Raw genomic sequence first — 19,925 nt, 5'->3', positions numbered from 1 at the left:
GCCTGCGTCCGGCCTGGGTCTGCGTCCGGCCCGGGTCAGGCCGCGAGGGCGGATTCCACCCGCGCGTACGTGACTCCGTGGTCCGCCAGGACCTCGGAGACCGTGCCGGGGCGGGAGACCAGCGCCAGGAGCAGGTGGGGGGTGCCGATGTGGCGGTCCTTGCGGCCGAGTGCGATGCGCAGGGACTGCTCCAGGGTCTTCTTCGCCCCCCGGGTGAGGGGGACGTGGCGGCGGACCGGCCGCGGGTGGCCCAGGGCCGTGCGGAGCGAGGCGACCGGGCCGCGCCTGCGGGGTGCGGGGGCTGTGAGGGCGCCCTCGCCGTGGGTCTCCTCGATCCGGGAGACGATCTGCGAGAGGTCGATGCCCAGACCCGCGAGGGCCTCCTCGTCCGCCCGCGACATCCCGCCCCGGCGGCCGGCCGCCGCGAGACCGGCGGTGATCGCGGGGCCGTCCACGTCCAGGGCGTCCAGGGCGCCCAGGTCCAGCAGGGACAGCAGCAGGTGTTCCTCGGTGACGGTGGCGGCGTCGGCCTCGCGGGCCCGGGACACCGCCCCGGTCACCGCGTCGCGCGCGTCCGAGGTGAAGCGTTCGAACATCAGAGCCTCCCATGCTTCTTGTGCACGGCCTGCCGGCTGACGCCGAGTTCGGCCGCGATCTCCTGCCAGGACCAGCCCTGGGCGCGGGCGCTGCGCACCTGGACGGCCTCCAGCTGCTCCAGCAGCCTGCGGAGGGCGGCCACGGCGCGCAGGCCCACGCGGGGGTCCCGGTCTCCGGCCCGTTCGGCGAGATCGGTGGCTTCGGTCATGCGTGTCAATCTAGGTTGACACGGGAGGGGTGTCAACCTAGATTGACGAGCGGGCGTCGCGGAGGCTCAGACCGTGAGGACGATCTTCCCGAACAGGTCGCCGGACTCCAGGCGCGCGAAGCCCTCGCGGGCCCGGTCCAGGGGGAGCACCTCGTCGATGACCGGGCGGACGCCGGTGGTGGCGCAGAAGGACAGGAGGTCCTCCAGCTCGTCCTTGGTGCCCATCGTCGAGCCGACCACCTTCAGCTCCAGGAAGAAGATCCGCCGCAGCTCCCCGTGCGGCGGGGTGTCCCCGCTGGTGGCGCCCGAGATGACCAGGGTGCCGCCGGGGCGCAGGCACTTGACCGAGTGGGACCAGGTGGCCGCCCCCACGGTCTCGATCACCGCGTCCACGCGGTGCGGGAGCCGGGCGCCCGGCGGGAAGGCCTCCAGGGCGCCGAGCTCCACCGCGCGCTTGCGCTTGGCCTCGTCGCGGCTGGTGGCGTAGACGCGCAGGCCCGCCGCCCGGCCCAGGACGATCGCGGCGGTGGCGACCCCGCCGCCGGCGCCCTGGACGAGGACCGAGTCCCCGGGGCGGACCCCGGCGTTGGTGAAGAGCATCCGGTACGCCGTGAGCCAGGCCGTCGGCATGCAGGCGGCCTCCGCGAAGGAGAGCTCGGCGGGCTTGCGCAGCACGTTCCAGGCCGGGACGCTGACCTGCTCGGCGAAGGTCCCCTGGTAGTGCTCGGTCAGGACCGAGCGGGGCTCGTCCGGGCCGACGCCGTGGCCGCTCTGGCCGATCACGGAGTGCAGGACGACCTCGTTGCCGTCCTGGTCGGTGCCGGCCGCGTCGCAGCCGAGGATCATGGGCAGTTTGTCGGCGTCGAGTCCCACCCCGCGCAGGGACCACAGGTCGTGGTGGTTCAGCGAGGCGGCTTTGACGTTGACGGTCACCCAGCCGGGGCGGGCCTCGGGGGCCGGGCGTTCGCCCAGCACGAGGCCGTTCAGGGGCTGGTCTCGGTCGATTCGGGCGGCGTAGGCAGCGAACATGGCGCCAGAGGCTACCGGTCGGTAGGGCCCATGACCAGGGGCGACCGGGTCCGGGCGGCCGGGAGCGGAATCGGAGGGGGTTCTCTCAACTACCGTCCGTGCCATGTAGTTTGCAGGCCTCATAGAGCTAAACGGAAGAGATCGACTGCCCCCGGATGGGGGTAATATTCAGGCCATGCGGTGGCTCGTCATGCTCGTGTCGAGCGCCCCGCACACTCCTGCTGCGTTCCCGGGGCGCCCTTCGCGCGCTCTTTCCGCGCGCCCGGTCGTGCCTGGTCGTGCCTGGTCGAGCCGGTGAGGAGGCCCACGGCCGGCCGCGGCGAAGGACCCGGGACGTCCCCTCCCCGTTCGGGGGCGGGGAGGGTGCGTTCCCCTGCGCGGCGGCCCTCCGTACACGAAGAGGCCCGGCCGGATCGCTCCGGCCGGGCCTCTTCGTGTACGGCCCCGCGGGGCTCCGCCTCAGACGAGGCGGGCCACCCCGTCGGCCTTCGCGGCCGCGGCGACCGCGGCCGTGACGGCCTCGGCGACGCGCTCGTCGAACGGCGAGGGGATCACGTAGTCGGTGGCGAGCTCGTCACCCACGACGCCGGCGATGGCGTCGGCGGCGGCGATCTTCATGCCCTCGGTGATCCGGGTCGCGCGGACCTTCAGGGCGCCCGCGAAGATGCCCGGGAAGGCCAGCACGTTGTTGATCTGGTTCGGGAAGTCCGAACGGCCCGTGGCCACGACCGCCGCATACTTGTGCGCGATGTCGGGGTGGACCTCCGGGTTCGGGTTGGCCATGGCGAAGACGAAGGAGTTCCGGGCCATCGAGGCCACGGCCTCCTCGCCCACCGTGCCGCCGGAGACGCCGATGAAGACGTCGGCGCCCGCGAGGGCCTCCTCCAGCGTGCCGCTGCGGCCCGTCCTGTTGGTCAGGCCCGCGATCTCCGCCTTGACGTCCGTCAGGTCGGTGCGGTCCGCCGAGACGACGCCCTTGCGGTCGGTGACGCAGACGTCGCCGATGCCCGCGTCCACGAGGATCTTGGCGATGGCGATGCCCGCCGCGCCGGCGCCCGCGATCACGGCGCGCAGGTCGCCGAGCGTGCGGCCGGTCAGCTTGGCCGCGTTGCGCAGGGCGGCCAGCGTCACGATGGCCGTGCCGTGCTGGTCGTCGTGGAAGATCGGGATGTCCAGGGCCTCCTGGAGGCGCCGCTCGATCTCGAAGCAGCGGGGGGCGGAGATGTCCTCCAGGTTCACCCCGCCGAAGGACGGCGCCAGACGGATGACCGTCTCGACGATCTCGTCCGTGTCCTTGGTCGCGAGCGCGATCGGCACCGCGTCCACGCCGCCGAACTGCTTGAACAGGATGGCCTTGCCCTCCATGACGGGGAGGGAGGCCTCGGGACCGATGTCACCGAGTCCGAGCACGGCCGTACCGTCGGTGACGACGGCGACCACGTTGGACTTCCAGGTGTACTCGTTCACGAGCTCGGGCTGCTCGGCGATGGCGGTGCACACCTTCGCCACGCCGGGCGTGTAGGCCAGGGACAGGTCATCCTTGTCCTTGACGGGCACGGTGGCCTGGATGGCCATCTTGCCGCCCCGGTGCAGCGCGAACACCGCATCGGGGTTGTTGTCCGTCGCACTGTCACTGCGAGGGTTGACGATCTCCGCTGCCACTTCGTGTGACCCCTTAAGTCCTTTGATCATTGAGGGTGGCCACTCCTGGTTAAGGGGTGGGCGGGCACCGCGTTCGTACTCCGCTTCGACGGTTGGCCCGCCTCCGCGGAGGGGAGGTTCGTACGCGCGGGCGCGCCGCACGCGCGCCCTGAGCCCCGGATGAGGGGTGTAAGGATCTGTTCTACCCGAAGAGCACACGCCCAGACGAGTCGATTCCGGACCGATCGTAGGGTCCTTGTCCCGGTTTTGGCCAAAAGTCCAAAGGTCTGTGTCCAGCACCTGAGACGCACCGCAAATAGTGAGGTGAAAACGCCAGGTCACGGCGGTTTGTGCGGCTCCGAGGGGCCTTGCCCGCAGTCCTGTTGGGTAGTCGGGGGCGCCCGTTATCTGATTTTGACCTCACGGGCACCCTGAATGCGCCAGTCCGAATGGCAAGATGCCGTAATCACACAGGGACGCGGCACTCGATGGTGCGTGCTCGACCTGTTCTCGGATGCTTTTCCACCCCTGTCGGAGGAACCAGCTCATGACCGCAAGCACCACCCGTCGTACGACCGCCGCCCGGTCCCGGATCGCCGCGGTCGGCGCGATCGCGGTCGCCGGCGCCCTGATCCTCACCGGCTGTGGCGACCAGACCGACAAGGCCTCCTCGGGCACGGGCAAGGCGGACAGCAGCGCCCCGCTGTTCTCCAAGCTGCCGAAGAAGATCCAGGACGCGGGTGTCATCAAGGTCGGCTCGGACACCGCCTACGCTCCGATGGAATACGTCGACAACGGCAAGATCGTCGGCGTGGACCCGGACCTCGCCGAGGCGCTCGGCAAGCAGCTCGGCGTGAAGTTCGTCTTCACCTCCGGCACCTTCGACGGCCTGATCACCTCGCTGGAGACCGGCCGCCAGGACGTGGCCATCTCCTCGATCACGGACAACAAGAAGCGCCAGGAAGGCCTCGACGACAAGGGCCAGAAGATCGGCAAGGGCGTCGACTTCGTCGACTACATGTCCTCCGGCGTCTCGCTCCTGGTCAAGAAGGGCAACCCGGACAACATCAAGTCCCTCGACGACCTCTGCGGCAAGACGGTCGCCGTCCAGCGCGGCACCATCTACGAGGACACCTTCAAGGCCCAGGCCGACAAGTGCGGCGCCGACAAGAAGCTCACCATCGAGGCCTTCGACACCGACGCCGAGGCCCAGACCCGCGTCAAGGCCGGCGGCGCCGTGGCCGACCTGAACGACTACCCGGTCACCGCCTACATCGCCAAGACCTCCGGCGGCGGCAACGACTTCGAGGTCGGCGGCCAGCAGTCCGACGTCGGCCTCTTCGGCATCGCGGTCTCCAAGGACAACACCCAGCTCCGCGACGCCCTGAAGGACGCCCTCGACGCCACGATCAAGGACGGCTCCTACGCCAAGGTCCTCGAGAAGTGGAACGTGAAGGAAAGCGCCGTGCAGTCCGCCACGGTCAACGCTGGAAAGTAATACCGAGCGCTCCACTGAAGGGCAGTCATTGTGACTGACAAGATCGACAAGGGTCCGGCCGCGACTCCGCCGGCCGGGCCCGGGGCCTCGGGCACCACCCCCTACGAGGCCATCAAGGCAATCCCCGTACGGCACTACGGCCGCTGGATCAGCGCTGTGGTCGTCGCCGTACTCCTGGGATGGCTCGTCTACGCCTTCTCCCAGGGCAAGATCATCTGGGCGACGGTCGGCGACAAGCTGTTCGACCCCGCGGTCCTCAGCGGCCTCCTGAACACCATCATCATCAGCATCTCCGCCATGGCGCTGGGCCTCGCGCTCGGCATCCTCTTCGCGGTGATGCGGCTGTCGAAGAACCCGGTCACCAGCTTCGTGTCCTGGCTCTACATCTGGTTCTTCCGCGGCACCCCGGTCTACGTGCAGCTGCTGGTCTGGTTCAGCCTCCCGCTGATCTTCCAGTACATCAACCTGGGACCGATCTACAAGAACGAGACCGTGGACGTCATGACGCCGTTCATGGTCGCCCTCCTCGGCCTCGGCCTCAACGAGGGCGCCTACATGGCGGAGATCGTCCGCGCGGGCATCCAGTCCGTCGACGAGGGCCAGACCGAGGCCTCGCACGCGCTCGGCATGACCCAGACGCAGACCATGCGCCGCGTCGTGCTCCCGCAGGCCATGCGCGTGATCATCCCGCCGACCGGCAACGAGTTCATCAACATGCTGAAGACCTCCTCCCTGGTCTCGGCGGTCCAGTACACCGAACTCCTGCGGGCCAGCTCCAACATCGGCAGCACCGCCGGCGCGGTCATGGAGATGTTCTTCGTCGCCTCCATCTGGTACCTCGCGCTGACCAGCGTCTTCAGCGTCGGCCAGTACTACCTGGAGCGCCGCTACGCCCGCGGTGCGCAGCGCACCCTGCCGCCCACCCCGTTCGAGCGGCTCAAGGCCAACCTGAACATGTTCCGCCGTACGGAGGTGGCGAAGTGACCGCCCAGCCGATGGTCAAGGCCGAAGGCGTCCACAAGTCGTACGGCGCCGCCCACATCCTGCGGGGCATCGACCTGGAAGTCGCCCCCCGCGAGGTCTTCTGCCTGGTCGGCCCGTCCGGCTCCGGCAAGTCCACCTTCCTGCGGTGCATCAACCACCTGGAGCGCATCAACGCCGGCCGGCTCTCGGTCGACGGCCAGCTGGTGGGCTACAAGCAGAAGGGCGACAAGCTCTACGAGCTGAAGGACAGCGAGGTCGCCGCCCAGCGCCGCGACATCGGCATGGTCTTCCAGCGCTTCAACCTCTTCCCGCACATGACGGCCATAGAGAACGTCATGGAAGCGCCCGTCATGGTCAAGGGCGAGAGCAAGGCGACGGCGCGCGAGCGCGCCGTCAAGCTCCTGGACCGCGTGGGCCTCGGGGACAAGGGCGGGAACTACCCGACCCAGCTCTCCGGCGGCCAGCAGCAGCGCGTCGCGATCGCCCGCGCGCTGGCCATGGAGCCGAAGCTGATGCTCTTCGACGAGCCCACCTCGGCCCTCGACCCCGAGCTGGTCGGCGACGTCCTCGACGTCATGCGCGACCTGGCCGAGTCGGGCATGACCATGATCGTGGTGACCCACGAGATGGGCTTCGCCCGCGAGGTCGGCGACAACCTCGTCTTCATGGACGGCGGCGTCGTGGTCGAGTCCGGCCACCCGCGCGACGTGCTGGGCAACCCGCAGCACGACCGCACGAAGGCGTTCCTCTCCAAGGTGCTCTAGCGCTCCGGACCCCCCAGGGGTGCGGAGAAGGGGCGGTACGGGTCTGCCGTACCGCCCCTTCGCGCTGTCGCCGGGGAAGTTACTGCTTCGGTCCTAGGACCGGCGCGTCCGAGGGGGAGCGCCAGACCGTGCGGGCCTCGGCGAAGCCGGCTGCGCGCAGGGCGCGGGCGTGCCGGGCCGCGTCGGGGGATTCCCCGCCGGCGTGCTCCCCGTAGACCGCGAAGCGGGCCTCGGCTGCGTCGATGCGCGGGGTGCAGGCGTCGGGCATGGGGTGGGCGTTCACGAAGACCCCGCCGGGGCGGACCGCCGGGGCGGACCGCCGGGGCGGTCCGGCGGCAGGGGGCGCCGGCAGCGCGGGGTCGGGATCCAGCCCCGTGGCCACCGCCACCGGGAACCGTTCGAGGAGGCGGACCGTGATACTTCCCGTACCGCACGCGAGGTCCGGCACCCGGGGCGCGGGGCCGGTCGGCGCCTCGATCGTGTCCGGCATCACCCGGAACCGCTCCTCGCGGTCGGGCGCGTACCACTCCTGCCGGCGGTCCCGGCTGTCCTGCCAGGCCCGCCGGTCCGTACCGAACGAGCCAGTCACCGCATCCGTCACCCCGAACCCCTCCGTACGTAATACCCTCGAAGCGAGAGCAGCCGTTACCGGCGCCCGTGCCCGACCCCAACCCGCAGCCGTAAGGACTACAAGTGGAACTGGCCCATTACTCGGACTATGCCGTGCGCCTGGTCAACACCGAGGAGCCGGCCCGCAACAAGGACGCCCTCACCTCGGCGGACGACGTCCGTGCCCTCTTCGGCGCAAGCGTGCAGATGGCCCGCCGGGTCACCGACACCGACGTCACCCGCTTCCGCAACGTCCGCGGCAGGCTGCGCGCCGTCTTCGAGGCCGCCGACGGTGGCGACCACGTCCTCGCGGTGGACCTCCTCAACTCCCTGCTCATGGAGTTCCCCGTCAGCCCCCAGGTCTCCGGCCACGAGCTCGTCGGCCCCGACGGCCGCCCCGACTGGCACATCCACCTCGCCGACCACCCCTCCAACGCCTCCGCCGGCTACGCCGCGATCGCCTCCTTCGGCCTGGCCTTCCACCTCACCGAGCACGGCCCCGACCGGCTCGGCCTCTGCCAGGCGCCGCCCTGCCGCAACGCCTACCTCGACACCTCCACCAACCGCTCCCGGCGCTACTGCTCCGACCGCTGCGCCACCCGCGCCAACGTCGCCGCCTACCGCGCCCGCAAGCGCCTGGAGGCCGAGGAGTCCGCGCGCAGCGGCCGGACCGCCGAGAGCGCCCAGGACAGCCGGGCCCTCAGCGAACTCTGAAGGGCCCCGCGGGGCCGCAGCCGCAGCACGGCCGTCGCCAGCACGAGCTCGTCGGGGACGGCCCCGTAGTCGGTGCTGTCCCCCGTCTCGTTGAACGGGTTGTCGCCGAGCATCCACCAGCCGCCCGGCCGGCGCTCGGCGGCCCGCTTCACCACCAGCAGGTCCTGCTGGAGCGGATGCCGGAACACCACCACGTCACCCGGTCGGACCAGCGCCCCGTACCGGACCACCATCCTGTCCCCGTGCAGCAGCGTCGGCACCATCGACGGCCCCGACACCTCCGTGATCCCGAAGCGCACCCGCGCCCGCCCGCTCTCCGCCATCTCCGGCCTCCTCGTCCCTGCCCCGCATGCTGCCGTACGGCCCCGTAGGTTCGCTCACCACTCCTCGGCGGAGGCTGGACTTTTGTCCTAAGCCCATGGGGGCGCCCGCGATTTCCGTCTTCTCAGCGAGTAATCTCCACCCTTGAGAAGACGATCACGAGGAGGACCCACTCCATGCTTTCCCGCTTCTTCGCCCCCAAGGTGAAGGTCTCCGCCCACTGCGACCTGCCCTGCGGCGTGTACGACCCGGCCCAGGCCCGCATCGAGGCCGAGTCCGTCAAGGCCGTCCAGGAGAAGTACCAGGCCAACGAGGACGCGGACTTCCGCGCGCGCGCCATCACCATCAAGGAGCAGCGCGCCGAGCTCGCGAAGCACCACGTGTCGGTGCTGTGGAGCGACTACTTCAAGCCCCCGCACTTCGAGAAGTACCCGCAGCTGCACACGCTGGTCAACGACACCCTGAAGGCCCTCTCGGCCGCCAAGGCGTCGAACGACCCGGCGACCGGCGCCAAGGCCCTGGAGCTCATCGCCGAGATCGACCGCATCTTCTGGGAGACCAAGGCCGCCTGATCCGGGCCTTCCCCCAGCAGAACCACCGAGGGGCCCGACCGCGCGTGCGGTCGGGCCCCTCGGTCGTCCGCCCCGGACGGCGCACGCGCTGGTCGCCGCGCGCCCCGGGGCGGCCGTCGGGACGACTACTCGTCCTCGTCCTCGTCGTCGTCCAGCCGTGCCAGCCAGGTGGCCAGGCGTTCGACCGGAACCTCGAAGTCGGGGTTGAGGTCCACGAAGGTGCGCAGCTGCTCGGCGAGCCACTCGAAGGTGACCTCCTCCTCGCCGCGCCGCTTCTCCAGCTCCTCGATGCCGCGATCGGTGAAGTACAAGTCGGGCTCCGTGCCATGTAGTGAGTCGGGGGAACGGGGTGTTTCCCGCCAGGATAAGCCGGGTCCCCGGCGACACCTCCCGATGTGCGGCCCCCGGCGCTAGCGTGGACGCACCCGCTGGGACGTGCGGGAGAAGGGGGTCACGGGATGCCGGACGGGCGCACGGCCGGATCCGCGCGCGCCTTCGAGCTCCTGGAGCCCCTGGTCCGGGCCGCGACGGTACGCGTCCACGCGGCTCCGGGCGGGTATGACAGCGCTGGAACCGGACCCACCTGGGGGAGCGGCTTCTTCATCGCCCCCGGCTGGGTCCTCACGTGCGCGCACGTCGTCGGTGAAGGGGGTGCCGGGGTGCGTCTGGCGGGGCGTGAGGTCGGCATCAGCTTCTTCCCCGGGGGAGACACCACCACCACCGGGACGGTCACCGGGCGGGTGGAGTGCGTCCTGCCCGAGCGGCTGGAGGAGCGCCGTCCCGGGCGGCGGGCCCTGTGGGACCTCCCGGACCTCGCGCTGGTCCGCGTCCTCGCCCCCGTCACCCACACCTGCGTCTGGCTCACCGACCGGGCCCGGCCCCGGCTCGACGAGGCCGCCTACTTCGGCTGCACCGAGGAGCTCGGCATCCGCGAGATCACCGGCCGCACCACCCGGCTGCGCGGCCTCGCCGGCAACGGGGCCGCCATCCGCCTCGGCGACGACGACGAGATCGAGGCCGGGATGTCCGGCGGCCCCGTCGTCGACCTGGCCCGCGGGGAGGTCGTCGGCGTGGTCAAGGCCCGGCGGCACACGGGCGGCGGCGGTCTCGCCGTGTCCGTGGCGCAGCTGCGCACCCTGCCGATGCCCGCGGCCGGCCGGACCGGGCTCTACCGCCGGGTCATGCAGGCCCACGACCTCTACCACTACGACCGCCACCTCAGCGACCTCGACAACCGCCGGACCTGGACCGACGTGCACGACGTCCTGCTGCTCGGGGAGGCGGACCCCTACGGCGGGCGCGGGCGGCTCACGCCCGGCGAGCGGACCACCCTGTGCGGGCTGCTCGCCGAACTGCCGCCGCCCGGCTCCTCGGAGGCCGTACGGGAGCTCGCCGAGCAGGCGCGCGGCGAGGAACCCGACAGCACCCTGCCCGCCCCGCTCAGCTGGCGCGACGGCCTCGGACTGCTGCACGATCCGCCCGGCGCCGGCGGCGAGGCCGCGGCGGTGCTCCGCTACGCCACCGGCGTCAGCGTCGCCGACCACCGCGAGCCGCCCGCGCCCGGAGCCGACGACGAGCTGTGGGACTGGGTGCGGACCACCGCCGAACGGCTGTGGCGGCCGCTGCGCCGGGAGCTCGCCGAGCGGCACGAACGGGGTCTGGCCGAGCGGGAGCTCCGCCGGCGCCTGGCGGCCGGGCAGGCGGCGCTGGGCCGCGCCCGCCGGCCGGCGGGCCTGCCGGCCGGGCCGTCCGTGCTGCTGGAGGCCTGGGCGCACGGCTGGGAGGACGTCTACGACTGGCGGGTGTCGGTCCTGGCGGGCCCCGCCCGCCCCGGCCGCGTCACCCCGGTCGCCGCCGGCGTGCGGGCCAGCCTGGCGGGACTGCCCGACGTGCTGCGGGCCCCGCTCGCCGAGGGGTTCCGCCGCTGCGACACGCACGAGGCGGCGGCGCTGCTCGAAGTGGCGGTGGCGCCCGAGCTGTTCGGGCTCGCGGTCGACGCGTGGGCCGTCTCGGGCGGGGTCCCGGTGGGGGTGCAGCGGCCGGTGGTGTTCCGCCACCCGGACGGCGGCGGGAGCCCCGCCGCCGACGCGCGCTGGGCCCGGGTGCAGGCGGGACCCCTGCTGGACCAGCGCGCCGACTGCGCGAGGGGCCGGCCCCGCAGCCCCTCGCCGGGCTGGCTGGAGGGGCTGGCCGACACCACCGTGCCGGTGCTCTGCCGGGACCCGGCCGCCGAACCGACGCTGGGCGCGCTGCACTCCGTACGGGACGCGGGGTACGGGGCGGTGCTGTGCCGGCGCCCCCCGGAGGACCCGGGGGCCTCCTGCGCGCCCTTCCACCGGGGGGTGCGGGAGGAGCTCGCCGAGGCGGGCCGGGGCGCGGTGCTCCCGCTGCGGCTCCAGGCCCTGCGCCGCAGGGCCCACGGAGCGGACCCCGACGCGTACTGGGCGGCCGGGCTGGCACTCGTCTGGGAGGACCCGGCCCGGGCCCTGCCGGAGGACGAGCCGCTCCAGGGGGATCTGTGAGGCGGGGGCCCGGGGAAGAGCGGCTGAGGCGCGGGAGGGAGCGGCAGTGAACGAGGAATGGCTCATCTACCGGGGCGTGGGCGAGCCCCACGACGGGATCGACGCCCTGCCCGACCCGCCGCCCTGGCGGGACTTCGACGGCGGGCCCGTCGCCGAGCCCGGCGCGGCGGCCGCGGCCGCCGACGGGAACGTCGCGCGCCGGCTGGGAGCCCACCGGCAGGCCGCCGAACTGCACCGGCCCGAGCCGGAGGAGCTGGAGGCCATCAACGCCGCGCTCTACCTGCGCAGGCCGCTGCTGGTGACCGGCTACCCCGGCACCGGCAAGTCCACCCTCGCGCACGCCGTCGCGCACGAGCTGAAGCTCGGCCGCGTGCTGCGCTGGCCCGTGGTGTCGAGGACCGTCCTCCAGGAAGGGCTCTACCGCTACGACGCCCTCGCCCGGCTCCAGGACGTGCAGATCGCCGCCGGCGGCGGAGGGGCGGGAGCCGCCCCCGGCATCGGGAAGTACATCCGGCTCGGCCCCCTCGGCACCGCCCTGCTGCCCACCGCGCGGCCGCGCGTCCTGCTCGTCGACGAGCTCGACAAGAGCGACATCGACCTCCCCAACGACCTGCTCAACGTGCTGGAGGAGGGCGAGTTCACCCTCCCCGAGCTCGAACGCGTCGCCGACTCCGAGCCCGAGGTGCAGGTCCTCACGGACGACGGGACCAAGGCGACCGTCCGCGACGGGCGGGTCCGCTGCCGCGCCTTCCCCTTCATCATCCTGACCAGCAACGGCGAACGGGACTTCCCCGCCGCCCTGCTGCGCCGCTGCATCCAGCTCAAGCTGGCCCAGCCCGGCGAGAAGCGCCTCGCCACCATGGTCCGCGCCCACCTCGGGGACGAGGCCGCCCAGCTCGGGGCGGACCTGATCCGCGAGTTCCTCAGCCGCTCGCGCTCCGAGCTGGTCGCCGCCGACCAGCTGCTCAACGCCATCTACCTCACCCACTACGCCTCACCGCCCAGCCGCGAGGACCTCGCGGACCTGCTCATCCAGCGCCTCGACCGTCCGAGGTGAGGGCCGGTGCCCCGAGAGCACGCGGACCACGAGGCCGCGGGTCTGCGCACGCTGGCCGGGCTGCTCCGGGCCGCCGGGCTCGACCCGTCCCCCGAGGAGCTCGCCGACGCGCTGTGGCTGGCCGGGCGGACCCGGGAGGCCGCCCGCGCGGCGGCGCCCGGCGACGGCCCCGGCCAGGAGCCGCCGCCGGCCCGGACCCGGGCGAAGGCCCCGCCCGGGCGGCCCCCCGCCGCGAGCCCCCCGGAGGACGCCGGGGAGCCGCCGCCCGCCCGGGTACGGGAGGACGACGACGGCGACGAGGACCCGGTCCGGCTCTACCCCGCCGGAGCGCTGGAACCCCCCGAGGCCGAGGTCCCGGTGGCCGGGGTCCCCGTACGGGTGCCCGGGGCGGCCGCGCTGCCCCGGATACTCGACATCCAGCGGGCCCTGCGCGCCCTCCAGCGCCACCGGCCGCCCGGCCCGCCCGCCCGTACCGTCCTCGACGAGCCCGCCACCGCCGAGGCCAGCGCCCGCGCCCTCGGGCTGGTCCTGCCGGTCTTCCGGCCCGAAACCCGGCGCGAGGCCACCGTACGGCTGGTGATGGACGCCTCCCCGTCCATGGCGGTGTGGCAGGACGTGTTCGACGAACTGCGGGCGGTGTGCGAGCGGTTGGGCGCCTTCCGGGACGTCCAGGTGCACTACCTGCACCGGCTCCCCGACGGCACCGCCGCCGTCGGCCGCGGCCCCTCGCCGGCCGCCGGGGTGCGTTCCGGGGACCAGCTGCGCGACCCCACCGGGCGGGCGCTGACCATGGTGGTCTCCGACTGCGCCGGCCCGGTGTGGCGGGAGGGGGAGGCGCAGCGGCTGCTGCACCGCTGGGCCGAGTGCGCCCCCTGCGTCGTGGTCCAGCCCCTGCCGCAGCGGCTGTGGGGCCGCAGCTGGCTGCCGACCGAGCGCGGGGTGCTGGAGCGGGCCCCGGGCGGCGGGGCCGGGGCGGCGCGCGGCGGGCCCGGGCTGCGGTTCCGCCCGGACCGGCCCGCCCGCCCCGGGCGGCCCACCGGCGGGCTGACGGTGCCGGTGCTGCCGCCGAGCGCGAGCGCGCTGGGCGCCTGGGCGCGGCTCGTCGCCGGACTCGGCTCCGGGCCCGTACCGGCGGAGGTGGGCCGGGTGCTGGCCCGCCATCCGGCCGCCCCCGTGCCGCTGCCCGCGACCGCCCGGCCCCCGCGCGAGCTGGTGCACCGCTTCCGCTCCTCCGCCGCGCCCGGCGCCGTACAGCTCGCCGTGTACCTGTCGGCGGCGCCGCTGACCCTGCCCGTGATGCGGCTGGTGCAGCGGACGATGCTGCCCGACTCGGAGCCGTCCGACCTCGCCGAGGTCCTGCTCAGCGGGCTGCTGCGGCGCAGCGGCGCCGCGTCCGGGCCCTGGTACGAGTTCGTGCCCGGGGTGCAGGACGTGCTGTTGGGGCCGCTGGGGCGGGACGAGGCCGCGCTGGTGCTCAAGCACTGCTCGGAGTACGTCCTGGCGCACTTCGGCCGGGGCGTGCGCAACTTTCCCGCGCTCGCGGTCTCCCAGCTGACCGGAGCTCCGGCCGGGGAGCCCGCGGAGGACGACGAGGACGCCGAGCAGGCGCCGGCGGGGCCGCTGCCCCAGGCCTTCGCGCAGGTCTCGGCGAAGGTCGTACGCCGCTACCTGCCCGGGCCCCCGGAGGAGGAACCGGAGCCGGCTCCGGCACCCGTACCGCCCGGCCGTGCCGCGTCCGTGCGGGCGGCGCGCGACCGGCTGGCCCTCGGCGACGCCGACGGCGACGCCCGCCACCTGCACGACGCCGCCGCACTGCTGCGGCGGGCCGTGGCGGTCCCGCCCGGGCCCGGGGACCCGCCGGAGGAGGCCGAGGCCGAACTGGCCGGGGTGCTGCTGCGGCTGTGGGCGGCCCAGCGGGACCCGGAGCTTCTCGACGAGGCCGAGCGGGCCGTGACCGGGCTGCGGACCGCCGCGGGGTGGGCGGCGCTGGGCCGGGTCCTGTACGAGCGGGCCCTGGCGTCGGGCCCGGACGAGGAGCCGCTGCTGGCCGCCGCCGCCCGGGAGTTCGCCGCGGCCGGGGCCGCCGCCGCGCAGGACGGGGACCTGCGGGTGGACTGCGCCGTGCGCCGGGCCCGGACCCTGGTCCGGCTGGCCGAACTCCGCGCGGACGCGGGCCCGCTCCACGAGGCCCTGGCCGCCCTGGAGCCCCTGGCCGCCGGCCCGGGGACCGCGCACCCGGACGTCCTGCTGGCCCTGGGCGGGGCCCTGCTGGCCCTCCTGGCCCGCACCCCCGACCCGGCGGAGCGCACGGCCCTGGCGGAACGCGCGGCCGCCGCCCTGGCGACGGCCCTCGCCGCACTGGAGGCGGACCCGGCACAGACGGCCCCCGTCCCGGACCGCCGCCCGGGCCCCGCCGGCCCCGGAGCGGTCCCCGCCCCGCACGGCCCTCCCGCCGACGGCCGGGCCCCGGGCGCCCCCGGCCACCCGGCCCCCGGGGGCGGTACGGACGCCGGCACGGGGCCGGGCGGAGCCGCGGCCCCCCGCACCGGCACCCCCGGACCCCAAGGGAACGCAGCCCCCGGACCCGCCGCCGGAACGGGGACCGGAACCGAACCCGGCGCCGCAGCCGAACCCGGTACCGGGCCCGGCACCGGTACCGGGCCCGGCGCTGGAATCGAACCCGGAGCCGGAACCGCAACCGGGACCGGAACAGCCGATGCCGGAACCGGACCCGGGGCTCGCGCAGGAACCGGAACCGGCTCCGCAACCGGACCCGGACCAGGCGCCGGACCCGGACCCGGACCCGGCACAGGAGTCGGAACCAGCACCGGAACCGGACCCGGGGCTCGGGCGGGAACCGGAACCGGTGCCGCAACCGGATCCGGGCCCGGCGCCGGATCCGGACCCACCGCCGGATCCGGACCCAGCGCAGGAATCGGAACCGGCGGCGGAACCGGAACCGGGGGCGGCGGGCGGGGCGGGGGCGCCGCGGCCCACGAGTGCCCCGGGCCCGGGGACGGCGCCGGCTCCGCCGTCCGGCCCGGCTCGGGCGGGATCACGGGGCCCGGCACGGACGACGCCGCCCTTCCCGGTGCCGGCCCGGCCGCCGGATGGGGCGCGGTCCCCGCCGCCCGTACCGGCGCCGGGACGGCCGGCCGGGCCCGGACCGCCCCCGGGGGAGCCGAGCGGGCGCGGCGGATCGCCCGGGTGCGCGTGGAGCTCGCCGGGGCGCTGCGGTACCTGCCCGTGCGGCTGGAGGAGGCGCGCGCCCAGCTGCTGCGGGCGCTCGACGAGGGGGTCGGGGAGCCCGAACTGCGGCTCGCCGCCCTGCTGTGCCTCGCCCGCGTGCACCGGGCCCGGTACGCCCGCGACGGGGAGCCCGCGGCCCTGGAGGAGGCCGCCGAGGCGTACGGGCGGGCCCGGCGGCTGATCCCCCGCGACGGCGACGCCTACGCCGAACTGCTGCCCGAGTGGGGCGACGTGCTCCTGGAGCGGGCCCGCGCCGCCGACGGCCGCCGCTTCGCCTCCACCGCCGTACGGGTGCTGCGCGAGAGCCGGTCGGCGGTGGCGCAGTCCGACCCCGGGGCCGCGTACCGGCTGCTGCGGCTGGCCTCCGGGCTGCGGCTGCGGCACACGTACGAGGGGGACCTGGTCGACCTCCGCGAGGCCGAGTACCTGCTGGAGCTGGCCGTCCGGCAGAGCCGCAGCGCACTGGAGCGGGCCCGCGCCTGGCGCGACCACGGCGACGTGCAGCAGGAGATCCACTTCCACACCCGCACCGCCGACCGGCTCGACCGGGCGGCGGACTCCTACCGCCGGGCCTGGCGCGCCGCCCTGGGGGCCGGCCCGGACGACGGCCCCGGGGACACCGCCGCCGCCCTCCGGCTCGCCGCCCGGGTCCAGGAACTGCGCGGCGGGGTCCTGGAGCGCCTGGCCAGACCCCGGGCGGCCCTGGACGCGTACCGGGCCGCCCTGGAGCTGTGGCAGCGCCAGGGCCTGCCCGACGGGGAGCGCGCCGAGGCCGTCCGGGCGCGGATCCACGCCCTGGAGAGCGGCGGATGAGCCGTTTCCCCCCGCCGGACCGCGGGAAAGGGCAGTGGACCACGGCATTCCACCGCATTCCACATTCCACGGTGCGACAGGGGGACGGGCAGCCCATGGTGACCGGACGTCAGGAAGTGGCCGCGCCCCCCGACCCCCGCCCCTGCGCCGGGCAGCTCCCCGACCTCTCCGGGCTCGACCTGGCCGCCCTGCGCGGCATCGCCCACCCGGTGCTCGCCGAGGTCATCGAGGGCCTCGTCGAGCGGGTCACCCATCCGGCCGAGATCCTCAACGCCTTCGACTCGGGCGTCGCCTGACCCCGGCCCCCGCAAGGCCGCCGCACGCGTCCGTACCGCCCGGAGTTGACCACTTTCCGCCGTTAGCCGGGCCCGTCCGGAGGGCAGGGATGGACCGTCCTGGGGGCCGGATCACCCCAGCGGTGGCCGGGGGAGGAGGTACGGGCGATGAGCCGAGCGACCACGAGCGGCCCCGCGCTGCCCGCGCACCGGACCCCCGCCGGCCTCGCCGCCCACGCCCGGCACGCGCCCTGGCCGTACGCCCGGCTCGACGTCCCCGCCCTGCGCGCCGCCGGCCATCTGCCGCAGCCCGTGGCGCAGTTCGTGCTGAAGACGCACAGCCGGTGCAACCTCGCCTGCACCTACTGCTACGTCTACGAGATGGCCGACCAGAGCTGGCGCACCCGCCCCGCCGCCATGGCCCCCGCCACCGCCCTGCGCGCGGCCGAGCGCATCGCCGAACACGCCGCCGCGCACGAACTGCCCCGCGTGGACCTCGTCCTGCACGGCGGGGAGCCCCTCCTCGCCGCCCCCGCCGAACTGGCCGCCCCCGTCGAGGCGGTACGGGCCGCGCTGGCCCGCCGCTCGCCCCGCACCCGGGTCACCGCGAGCGTGCAGACCAACGCGACCCTGCTCACCCGGGGCCGGATCGCCGCCCTGGCCGCCGCCGGGATCCGCATCGGCGTCAGCCTCGACGGCGGGCTCCCCGCGCACAACGCCCGCCGCGTCGACCACGCCGGCCGGCCCGGCTTCGGCGCGGCCGCCCACGGCCTGAGGCTGCTGGCCCGGCACCCGGCCGGCTACGCCGGGGTGCTGTGCGTGGCCGACATCGCGCAGGACCCGGTGGAGACGTACGAGTCCCTGCTCGCGTTCGCCCCGCCCGCCATCGGCCTGCTGCTCCCCCTGGCCAACTGGAGCACCCCGCCGCCCGGCCGTACCGGCCCGGCCCCCGGCACCCCGTACGCCGACTGGCTGATCGCCGTCTTCGAACGCTGGTGGCACGACGGGGCGCGGCGCACCCGCATCCGGATCTTCGAAGAGGTCATCGCGCTGCTGCTGGGCCTGCCCGCGGCGACCGAGAGCCTCGGCCTGGCCCCCGCCACCACCGCCGTGGTGGAGACCGACGGCAGCATCGAGCAGGCCGACTCCCTGAAGTCCGCCTACGAAGGGGCCGCGGCGACCGGCATGACCCTGGACACCCACAGCTTCGACGACCTCCTCGACCACCCCGGCTTCGCCGCCCGCCAGCTCGGCCGCGACGCCCTCGCCGCCGGCTGCCGGGGCTGCGAGCTGGTGGAGGTCTGCGGCGGCGGCCACTACCCCCACCGCTACCGCGAGGGGGAGGGCTTCCAGCAGCCGTCCGTGTACTGCGCGGACCTCCAGACCCTGATCCGCCACATCGCCCGCGCGGTCCACACGGCCGCCACGACCCAACGGGCCGCCTCATGACCCACCCCGCACCCCCCGACCCCGCCCGCTCCACCGGGCCCGCCGACCCGGCCCGCCCGCCGCGCCCCCCGGCCCCCGCCGAAGCCCCCCGCGCCCCCGGGACCCCGCCGGTCGCCCGCCCGCCGCTCCCCGCCCAGTCGTCCGCGGGCCCGGCGCACCCCGCCGAGCCCCCCCGCGGCGCCGGGGAACCGCCAGGGATCCGTTCCGCCGTCCCCGCCCAGCCGGCGGGTCCGGCGCGGTCGCCGAAGGCGCCGGACCCCGCCGGGCCCCCTCGCGGCGCCGGGGCCCACCCGGCCGCCCCGGCGCGGCCCGTCGCACGGCCCGCCCCCGGCGGCCCCGGCGCGCCCGAGGCCGCCGGCGGCACCGGCGCCCCCGGCGGACCGCCCGCCGTTCTCGCGCGGTTTTCCGTCGGGTCACGCGTCCTGCGCGACCTCGCCTCCACCGAGCCCTCGCCCGAAGGGCTGCGCCTCGTCGGCGACATCCGCCGGTCCAAGCGGCTGCTCCTGCTGCGGGCCGTGCTCGACGCCGCCCCCGGGACCGAGGCCGGGGAGTGGTGGGAGCTCCTGGAGGAGGCCGAGCGCCAGGATCCCGACGCCGTGCGGGACGTCCTGCACTACCCCTCCACCGGGGTGTGGGCCGAAGAGACCCTGCGCCGGCTGCACGCCCCGCACGGGCCCGCCCCCGACCTCGGGCACCTCGGAGCCCTCGCGGCCGCCGCCGCCCTGCGCGCCGGGATCGGCTTCAAGACCACCCTGCGGCCCGCCCACGGCCGCCTCGCCCTGCCCACCCTCGGCCTGCTGCGCCCCGAGCGGCCCGGCCCGCTCGCCCTGACCGAACGCTCCTGGGACACCTCCGACGTCCTCCCGCTCCACCCCCTGCCCGGCGGCCGCACCTCCCTCGACGACCTCGACCCCTACCGCGCCCCCGCCACCGGACACCCCGCGCCCGTCCGCCCGGCCCGCCGGCTCACCCCCAAGGGGCACAAGCGCTGGGACACCCAGTGGACCGGCGCGCTCACCCTCCTGGAGCGCTACGACTCCGCCCGCGCCGACGAGGCGGGCCGCCTGCTGCGCTCCGTCGTCCCCCTCGGCGGAGGCTCCCGCTCCAGCGGCGCCACCCTCCCCGCCGCCGCCGGGGCGGTCCTGGCCCGGGGCCAGTCCCCGCCCGCGCTGGCCGCGACCCTCGTCCACGAGGTCCAGCACGGCAAGCTGGCCGCCCTCACCGACGTCCTCACCCTCCACACCGCCGACCGCGCCCCCCGCCACTGGGCCCCCTGGCGCCCCGACCCGCGCCCCCTCGACGGGCTGCTCCACGGCACGTACGCCCACCTGGCCCTGGCCGGCTACTGGCAGCGCGCCGCCCTCTACGGGGCCCGCGGCGCCTGGGCCCAGCACGCCCGGATCCGCGCCCAGGTGGCCGCCGTCCTGCCCGTCCTGCGCGCCCACGCCCGACTGACCTCCACCGGACGGGAGTTCGTCGACGGCATGGCCGAGGCCGAGCGGGCCATGGACGAGCTGCCGCCGCCCGGCGACCAGCACGCCACCGCCCGCCGCGCCCTCGAACGCGAGCGCCGCGCCTGGTGCGCGGCACACCCCGAACTCGCGCCGTTCGCAGGGGCCTGAC

The 19,925-nt window shown here is 75.2% G+C and carries 18 protein-coding genes; 11 read left to right on the top strand and 7 right to left on the bottom strand.

What is annotated here, in order from left to right; all coding sequences use genetic code 11:
* Nucleotides 1-35 precede the first annotated feature (35 nt).
* From AB0469_RS18825 to AB0469_RS18810, 4 genes are all read right to left on the bottom strand, one after another.
* Entirely contained in the window at nucleotides 36-596 is a 561-nt protein-coding gene (locus AB0469_RS18825) for a Clp protease N-terminal domain-containing protein (protein ID WP_366452533.1), read from the bottom strand.
* Complete coding sequence (locus AB0469_RS18820) at nucleotides 596-805, bottom strand: helix-turn-helix domain-containing protein (protein WP_042818984.1); 210 nt, start codon at nucleotides 803-805, stop codon at nucleotides 596-598. The genes AB0469_RS18825 and AB0469_RS18820 overlap by 1 nt, the downstream gene beginning before the upstream one ends.
* A 66-nt stretch (nucleotides 806-871) precedes the next feature.
* A complete protein-coding gene (locus tag AB0469_RS18815; protein WP_366452532.1) occupies nucleotides 872-1,834 on the bottom strand; it encodes a zinc-binding dehydrogenase in 963 nt (320 codons plus the stop codon).
* Between the two features lie 459 nt (nucleotides 1,835-2,293).
* Nucleotides 2,294-3,496: an NADP-dependent malic enzyme gene (locus AB0469_RS18810; RefSeq protein WP_366452531.1), complete on the bottom strand. Its 1,203-nt coding sequence runs from the start codon at nucleotides 3,494-3,496 to the stop codon at nucleotides 2,294-2,296.
* A gap of 526 nt (nucleotides 3,497-4,022) precedes the next feature.
* Here AB0469_RS18810 and AB0469_RS18805 point away from each other — a divergent pair.
* From AB0469_RS18805 to AB0469_RS18795, 3 genes are read left to right on the top strand one after another with little or no spacing between them, the layout of a single operon-like run.
* Complete coding sequence (locus AB0469_RS18805) at nucleotides 4,023-4,973, top strand: ABC transporter substrate-binding protein (protein WP_366452530.1); 951 nt, start codon at nucleotides 4,023-4,025, stop codon at nucleotides 4,971-4,973.
* 30 nt (nucleotides 4,974-5,003) lie between these two features.
* Entirely contained in the window at nucleotides 5,004-5,957 is a 954-nt protein-coding gene (locus AB0469_RS18800) for an amino acid ABC transporter permease (protein ID WP_042818979.1), read from the top strand.
* Between the two features lie 11 nt (nucleotides 5,958-5,968).
* Nucleotides 5,969-6,721 (top strand): amino acid ABC transporter ATP-binding protein, encoded by a 753-nt coding sequence (locus AB0469_RS18795; RefSeq protein ID WP_366452656.1) that lies wholly within the window; start codon nucleotides 5,969-5,971, stop codon nucleotides 6,719-6,721.
* Nucleotides 6,722-6,800: 79 nt separating this feature from the next.
* Here AB0469_RS18795 and AB0469_RS18790 read toward each other — a convergent pair whose 3' ends face one another.
* On the bottom strand, nucleotides 6,801-7,310 hold the full coding sequence (locus tag AB0469_RS18790; RefSeq protein WP_366452529.1) for a hypothetical protein: 510 nt from the start codon (nucleotides 7,308-7,310) through the stop codon (nucleotides 6,801-6,803).
* Between the two features lie 104 nt (nucleotides 7,311-7,414).
* Between AB0469_RS18790 and AB0469_RS18785 the strand changes: the two genes are divergently transcribed.
* Nucleotides 7,415-8,044, top strand: coding sequence for a CGNR zinc finger domain-containing protein (locus tag AB0469_RS18785; RefSeq protein WP_366452528.1), 630 nt, complete (start codon nucleotides 7,415-7,417; stop codon nucleotides 8,042-8,044).
* Here the strand turns inward: AB0469_RS18785 and sodX are convergent.
* Nucleotides 7,948-8,367, bottom strand: coding sequence for a nickel-type superoxide dismutase maturation protease (sodX, locus tag AB0469_RS18780; protein WP_366452527.1), 420 nt, complete (start codon nucleotides 8,365-8,367; stop codon nucleotides 7,948-7,950). The genes AB0469_RS18785 and sodX overlap by 97 nt on opposite strands.
* A gap of 174 nt (nucleotides 8,368-8,541) precedes the next feature.
* Here sodX and sodN point away from each other — a divergent pair, with 174 nt between their 5' ends.
* The gene (sodN, locus tag AB0469_RS18775) at nucleotides 8,542-8,937 is read left to right on the top strand and encodes a superoxide dismutase, Ni (protein ID WP_007266490.1); all 396 of its coding nucleotides are present in this window, start codon (nucleotides 8,542-8,544) and stop codon (nucleotides 8,935-8,937) included.
* Nucleotides 8,938-9,062: 125 nt separating this feature from the next.
* On the opposite strand, the gene AB0469_RS18770 is transcribed toward sodN, so the two are convergent.
* Nucleotides 9,063-9,248: a DUF6104 family protein gene (locus AB0469_RS18770; protein WP_018102711.1), complete on the bottom strand. Its 186-nt coding sequence runs from the start codon at nucleotides 9,246-9,248 to the stop codon at nucleotides 9,063-9,065.
* Between the two features lie 147 nt (nucleotides 9,249-9,395).
* Between AB0469_RS18770 and AB0469_RS18765 the strand changes: the two genes are divergently transcribed.
* The 6 genes from AB0469_RS18765 to AB0469_RS18740 all read left to right on the top strand — a co-directional run bounded on the left by AB0469_RS18765 (nucleotide 9,396) and on the right by AB0469_RS18740 (nucleotide 19,924).
* Entirely contained in the window at nucleotides 9,396-11,459 is a 2,064-nt protein-coding gene (locus AB0469_RS18765; RefSeq protein ID WP_366452526.1) for a trypsin-like peptidase domain-containing protein, read from the top strand.
* Between the two features lie 46 nt (nucleotides 11,460-11,505).
* Nucleotides 11,506-12,516, top strand: a complete 1,011-nt coding sequence (locus AB0469_RS18760; RefSeq protein WP_366452525.1) for a MoxR family ATPase — start codon at nucleotides 11,506-11,508, stop codon at nucleotides 12,514-12,516.
* Between the two features lie 6 nt (nucleotides 12,517-12,522).
* Nucleotides 12,523-16,578 (top strand): SAV_2336 N-terminal domain-related protein, encoded by a 4,056-nt coding sequence (locus tag AB0469_RS18755; protein WP_366452524.1) that lies wholly within the window; start codon nucleotides 12,523-12,525, stop codon nucleotides 16,576-16,578.
* A 95-nt stretch (nucleotides 16,579-16,673) separates the two neighbouring features.
* Nucleotides 16,674-16,874, top strand: coding sequence for an FxSxx-COOH cyclophane-containing RiPP peptide (fxsA, locus tag AB0469_RS18750; protein ID WP_366452523.1), 201 nt, complete (start codon nucleotides 16,674-16,676; stop codon nucleotides 16,872-16,874).
* A 147-nt stretch (nucleotides 16,875-17,021) separates the two neighbouring features.
* Nucleotides 17,022-18,302, top strand: coding sequence for an FxsB family cyclophane-forming radical SAM/SPASM peptide maturase (locus tag AB0469_RS18745; RefSeq protein ID WP_366452522.1), 1,281 nt, complete (start codon nucleotides 17,022-17,024; stop codon nucleotides 18,300-18,302).
* The gene (locus AB0469_RS18740) at nucleotides 18,299-19,924 is read left to right on the top strand and encodes an HEXXH motif-containing putative peptide modification protein (protein ID WP_366452521.1); all 1,626 of its coding nucleotides are present in this window, start codon (nucleotides 18,299-18,301) and stop codon (nucleotides 19,922-19,924) included. The genes AB0469_RS18745 and AB0469_RS18740 overlap by 4 nt, the downstream gene beginning before the upstream one ends.
* Nucleotide 19,925 lies beyond the last annotated feature (1 nt).

The organism is Streptomyces sp. NPDC093801 (assembly GCF_040701585.1).
Lineage (GTDB): Bacteria > Actinomycetota > Actinomycetes > Streptomycetales > Streptomycetaceae > Streptomyces.
This window is presented reverse-complemented; position numbering and strand designations above follow the sequence as displayed.

Coding starts and splice junctions, on each gene's coding strand:
- AB0469_RS18740 (WP_366452521.1), top strand. CDS start 18,299: ATGACCCACCCCGCACCCCCCGACCCCGCCCGCTCCACCGGGCCCGCC.
- AB0469_RS18745 (WP_366452522.1), top strand. CDS start 17,022: ATGAGCCGAGCGACCACGAGCGGCCCCGCGCTGCCCGCGCACCGGACC.
- AB0469_RS18825 (WP_366452533.1), bottom strand. CDS start 596: ATGTTCGAACGCTTCACCTCGGACGCGCGCGACGCGGTGACCGGGGCG.
- AB0469_RS18765 (WP_366452526.1), top strand. CDS start 9,396: ATGCCGGACGGGCGCACGGCCGGATCCGCGCGCGCCTTCGAGCTCCTG.
- AB0469_RS18795 (WP_366452656.1), top strand. CDS start 5,969: ATGGTCAAGGCCGAAGGCGTCCACAAGTCGTACGGCGCCGCCCACATC.
- AB0469_RS18815 (WP_366452532.1), bottom strand. CDS start 1,834: ATGTTCGCTGCCTACGCCGCCCGAATCGACCGAGACCAGCCCCTGAAC.
- sodX (WP_366452527.1), bottom strand. CDS start 8,367: ATGGCGGAGAGCGGGCGGGCGCGGGTGCGCTTCGGGATCACGGAGGTG.
- AB0469_RS18820 (WP_042818984.1), bottom strand. CDS start 805: ATGACCGAAGCCACCGATCTCGCCGAACGGGCCGGAGACCGGGACCCC.
- fxsA (WP_366452523.1), top strand. CDS start 16,674: ATGGTGACCGGACGTCAGGAAGTGGCCGCGCCCCCCGACCCCCGCCCC.
- sodN (WP_007266490.1), top strand. CDS start 8,542: ATGCTTTCCCGCTTCTTCGCCCCCAAGGTGAAGGTCTCCGCCCACTGC.
- AB0469_RS18805 (WP_366452530.1), top strand. CDS start 4,023: ATGACCGCAAGCACCACCCGTCGTACGACCGCCGCCCGGTCCCGGATC.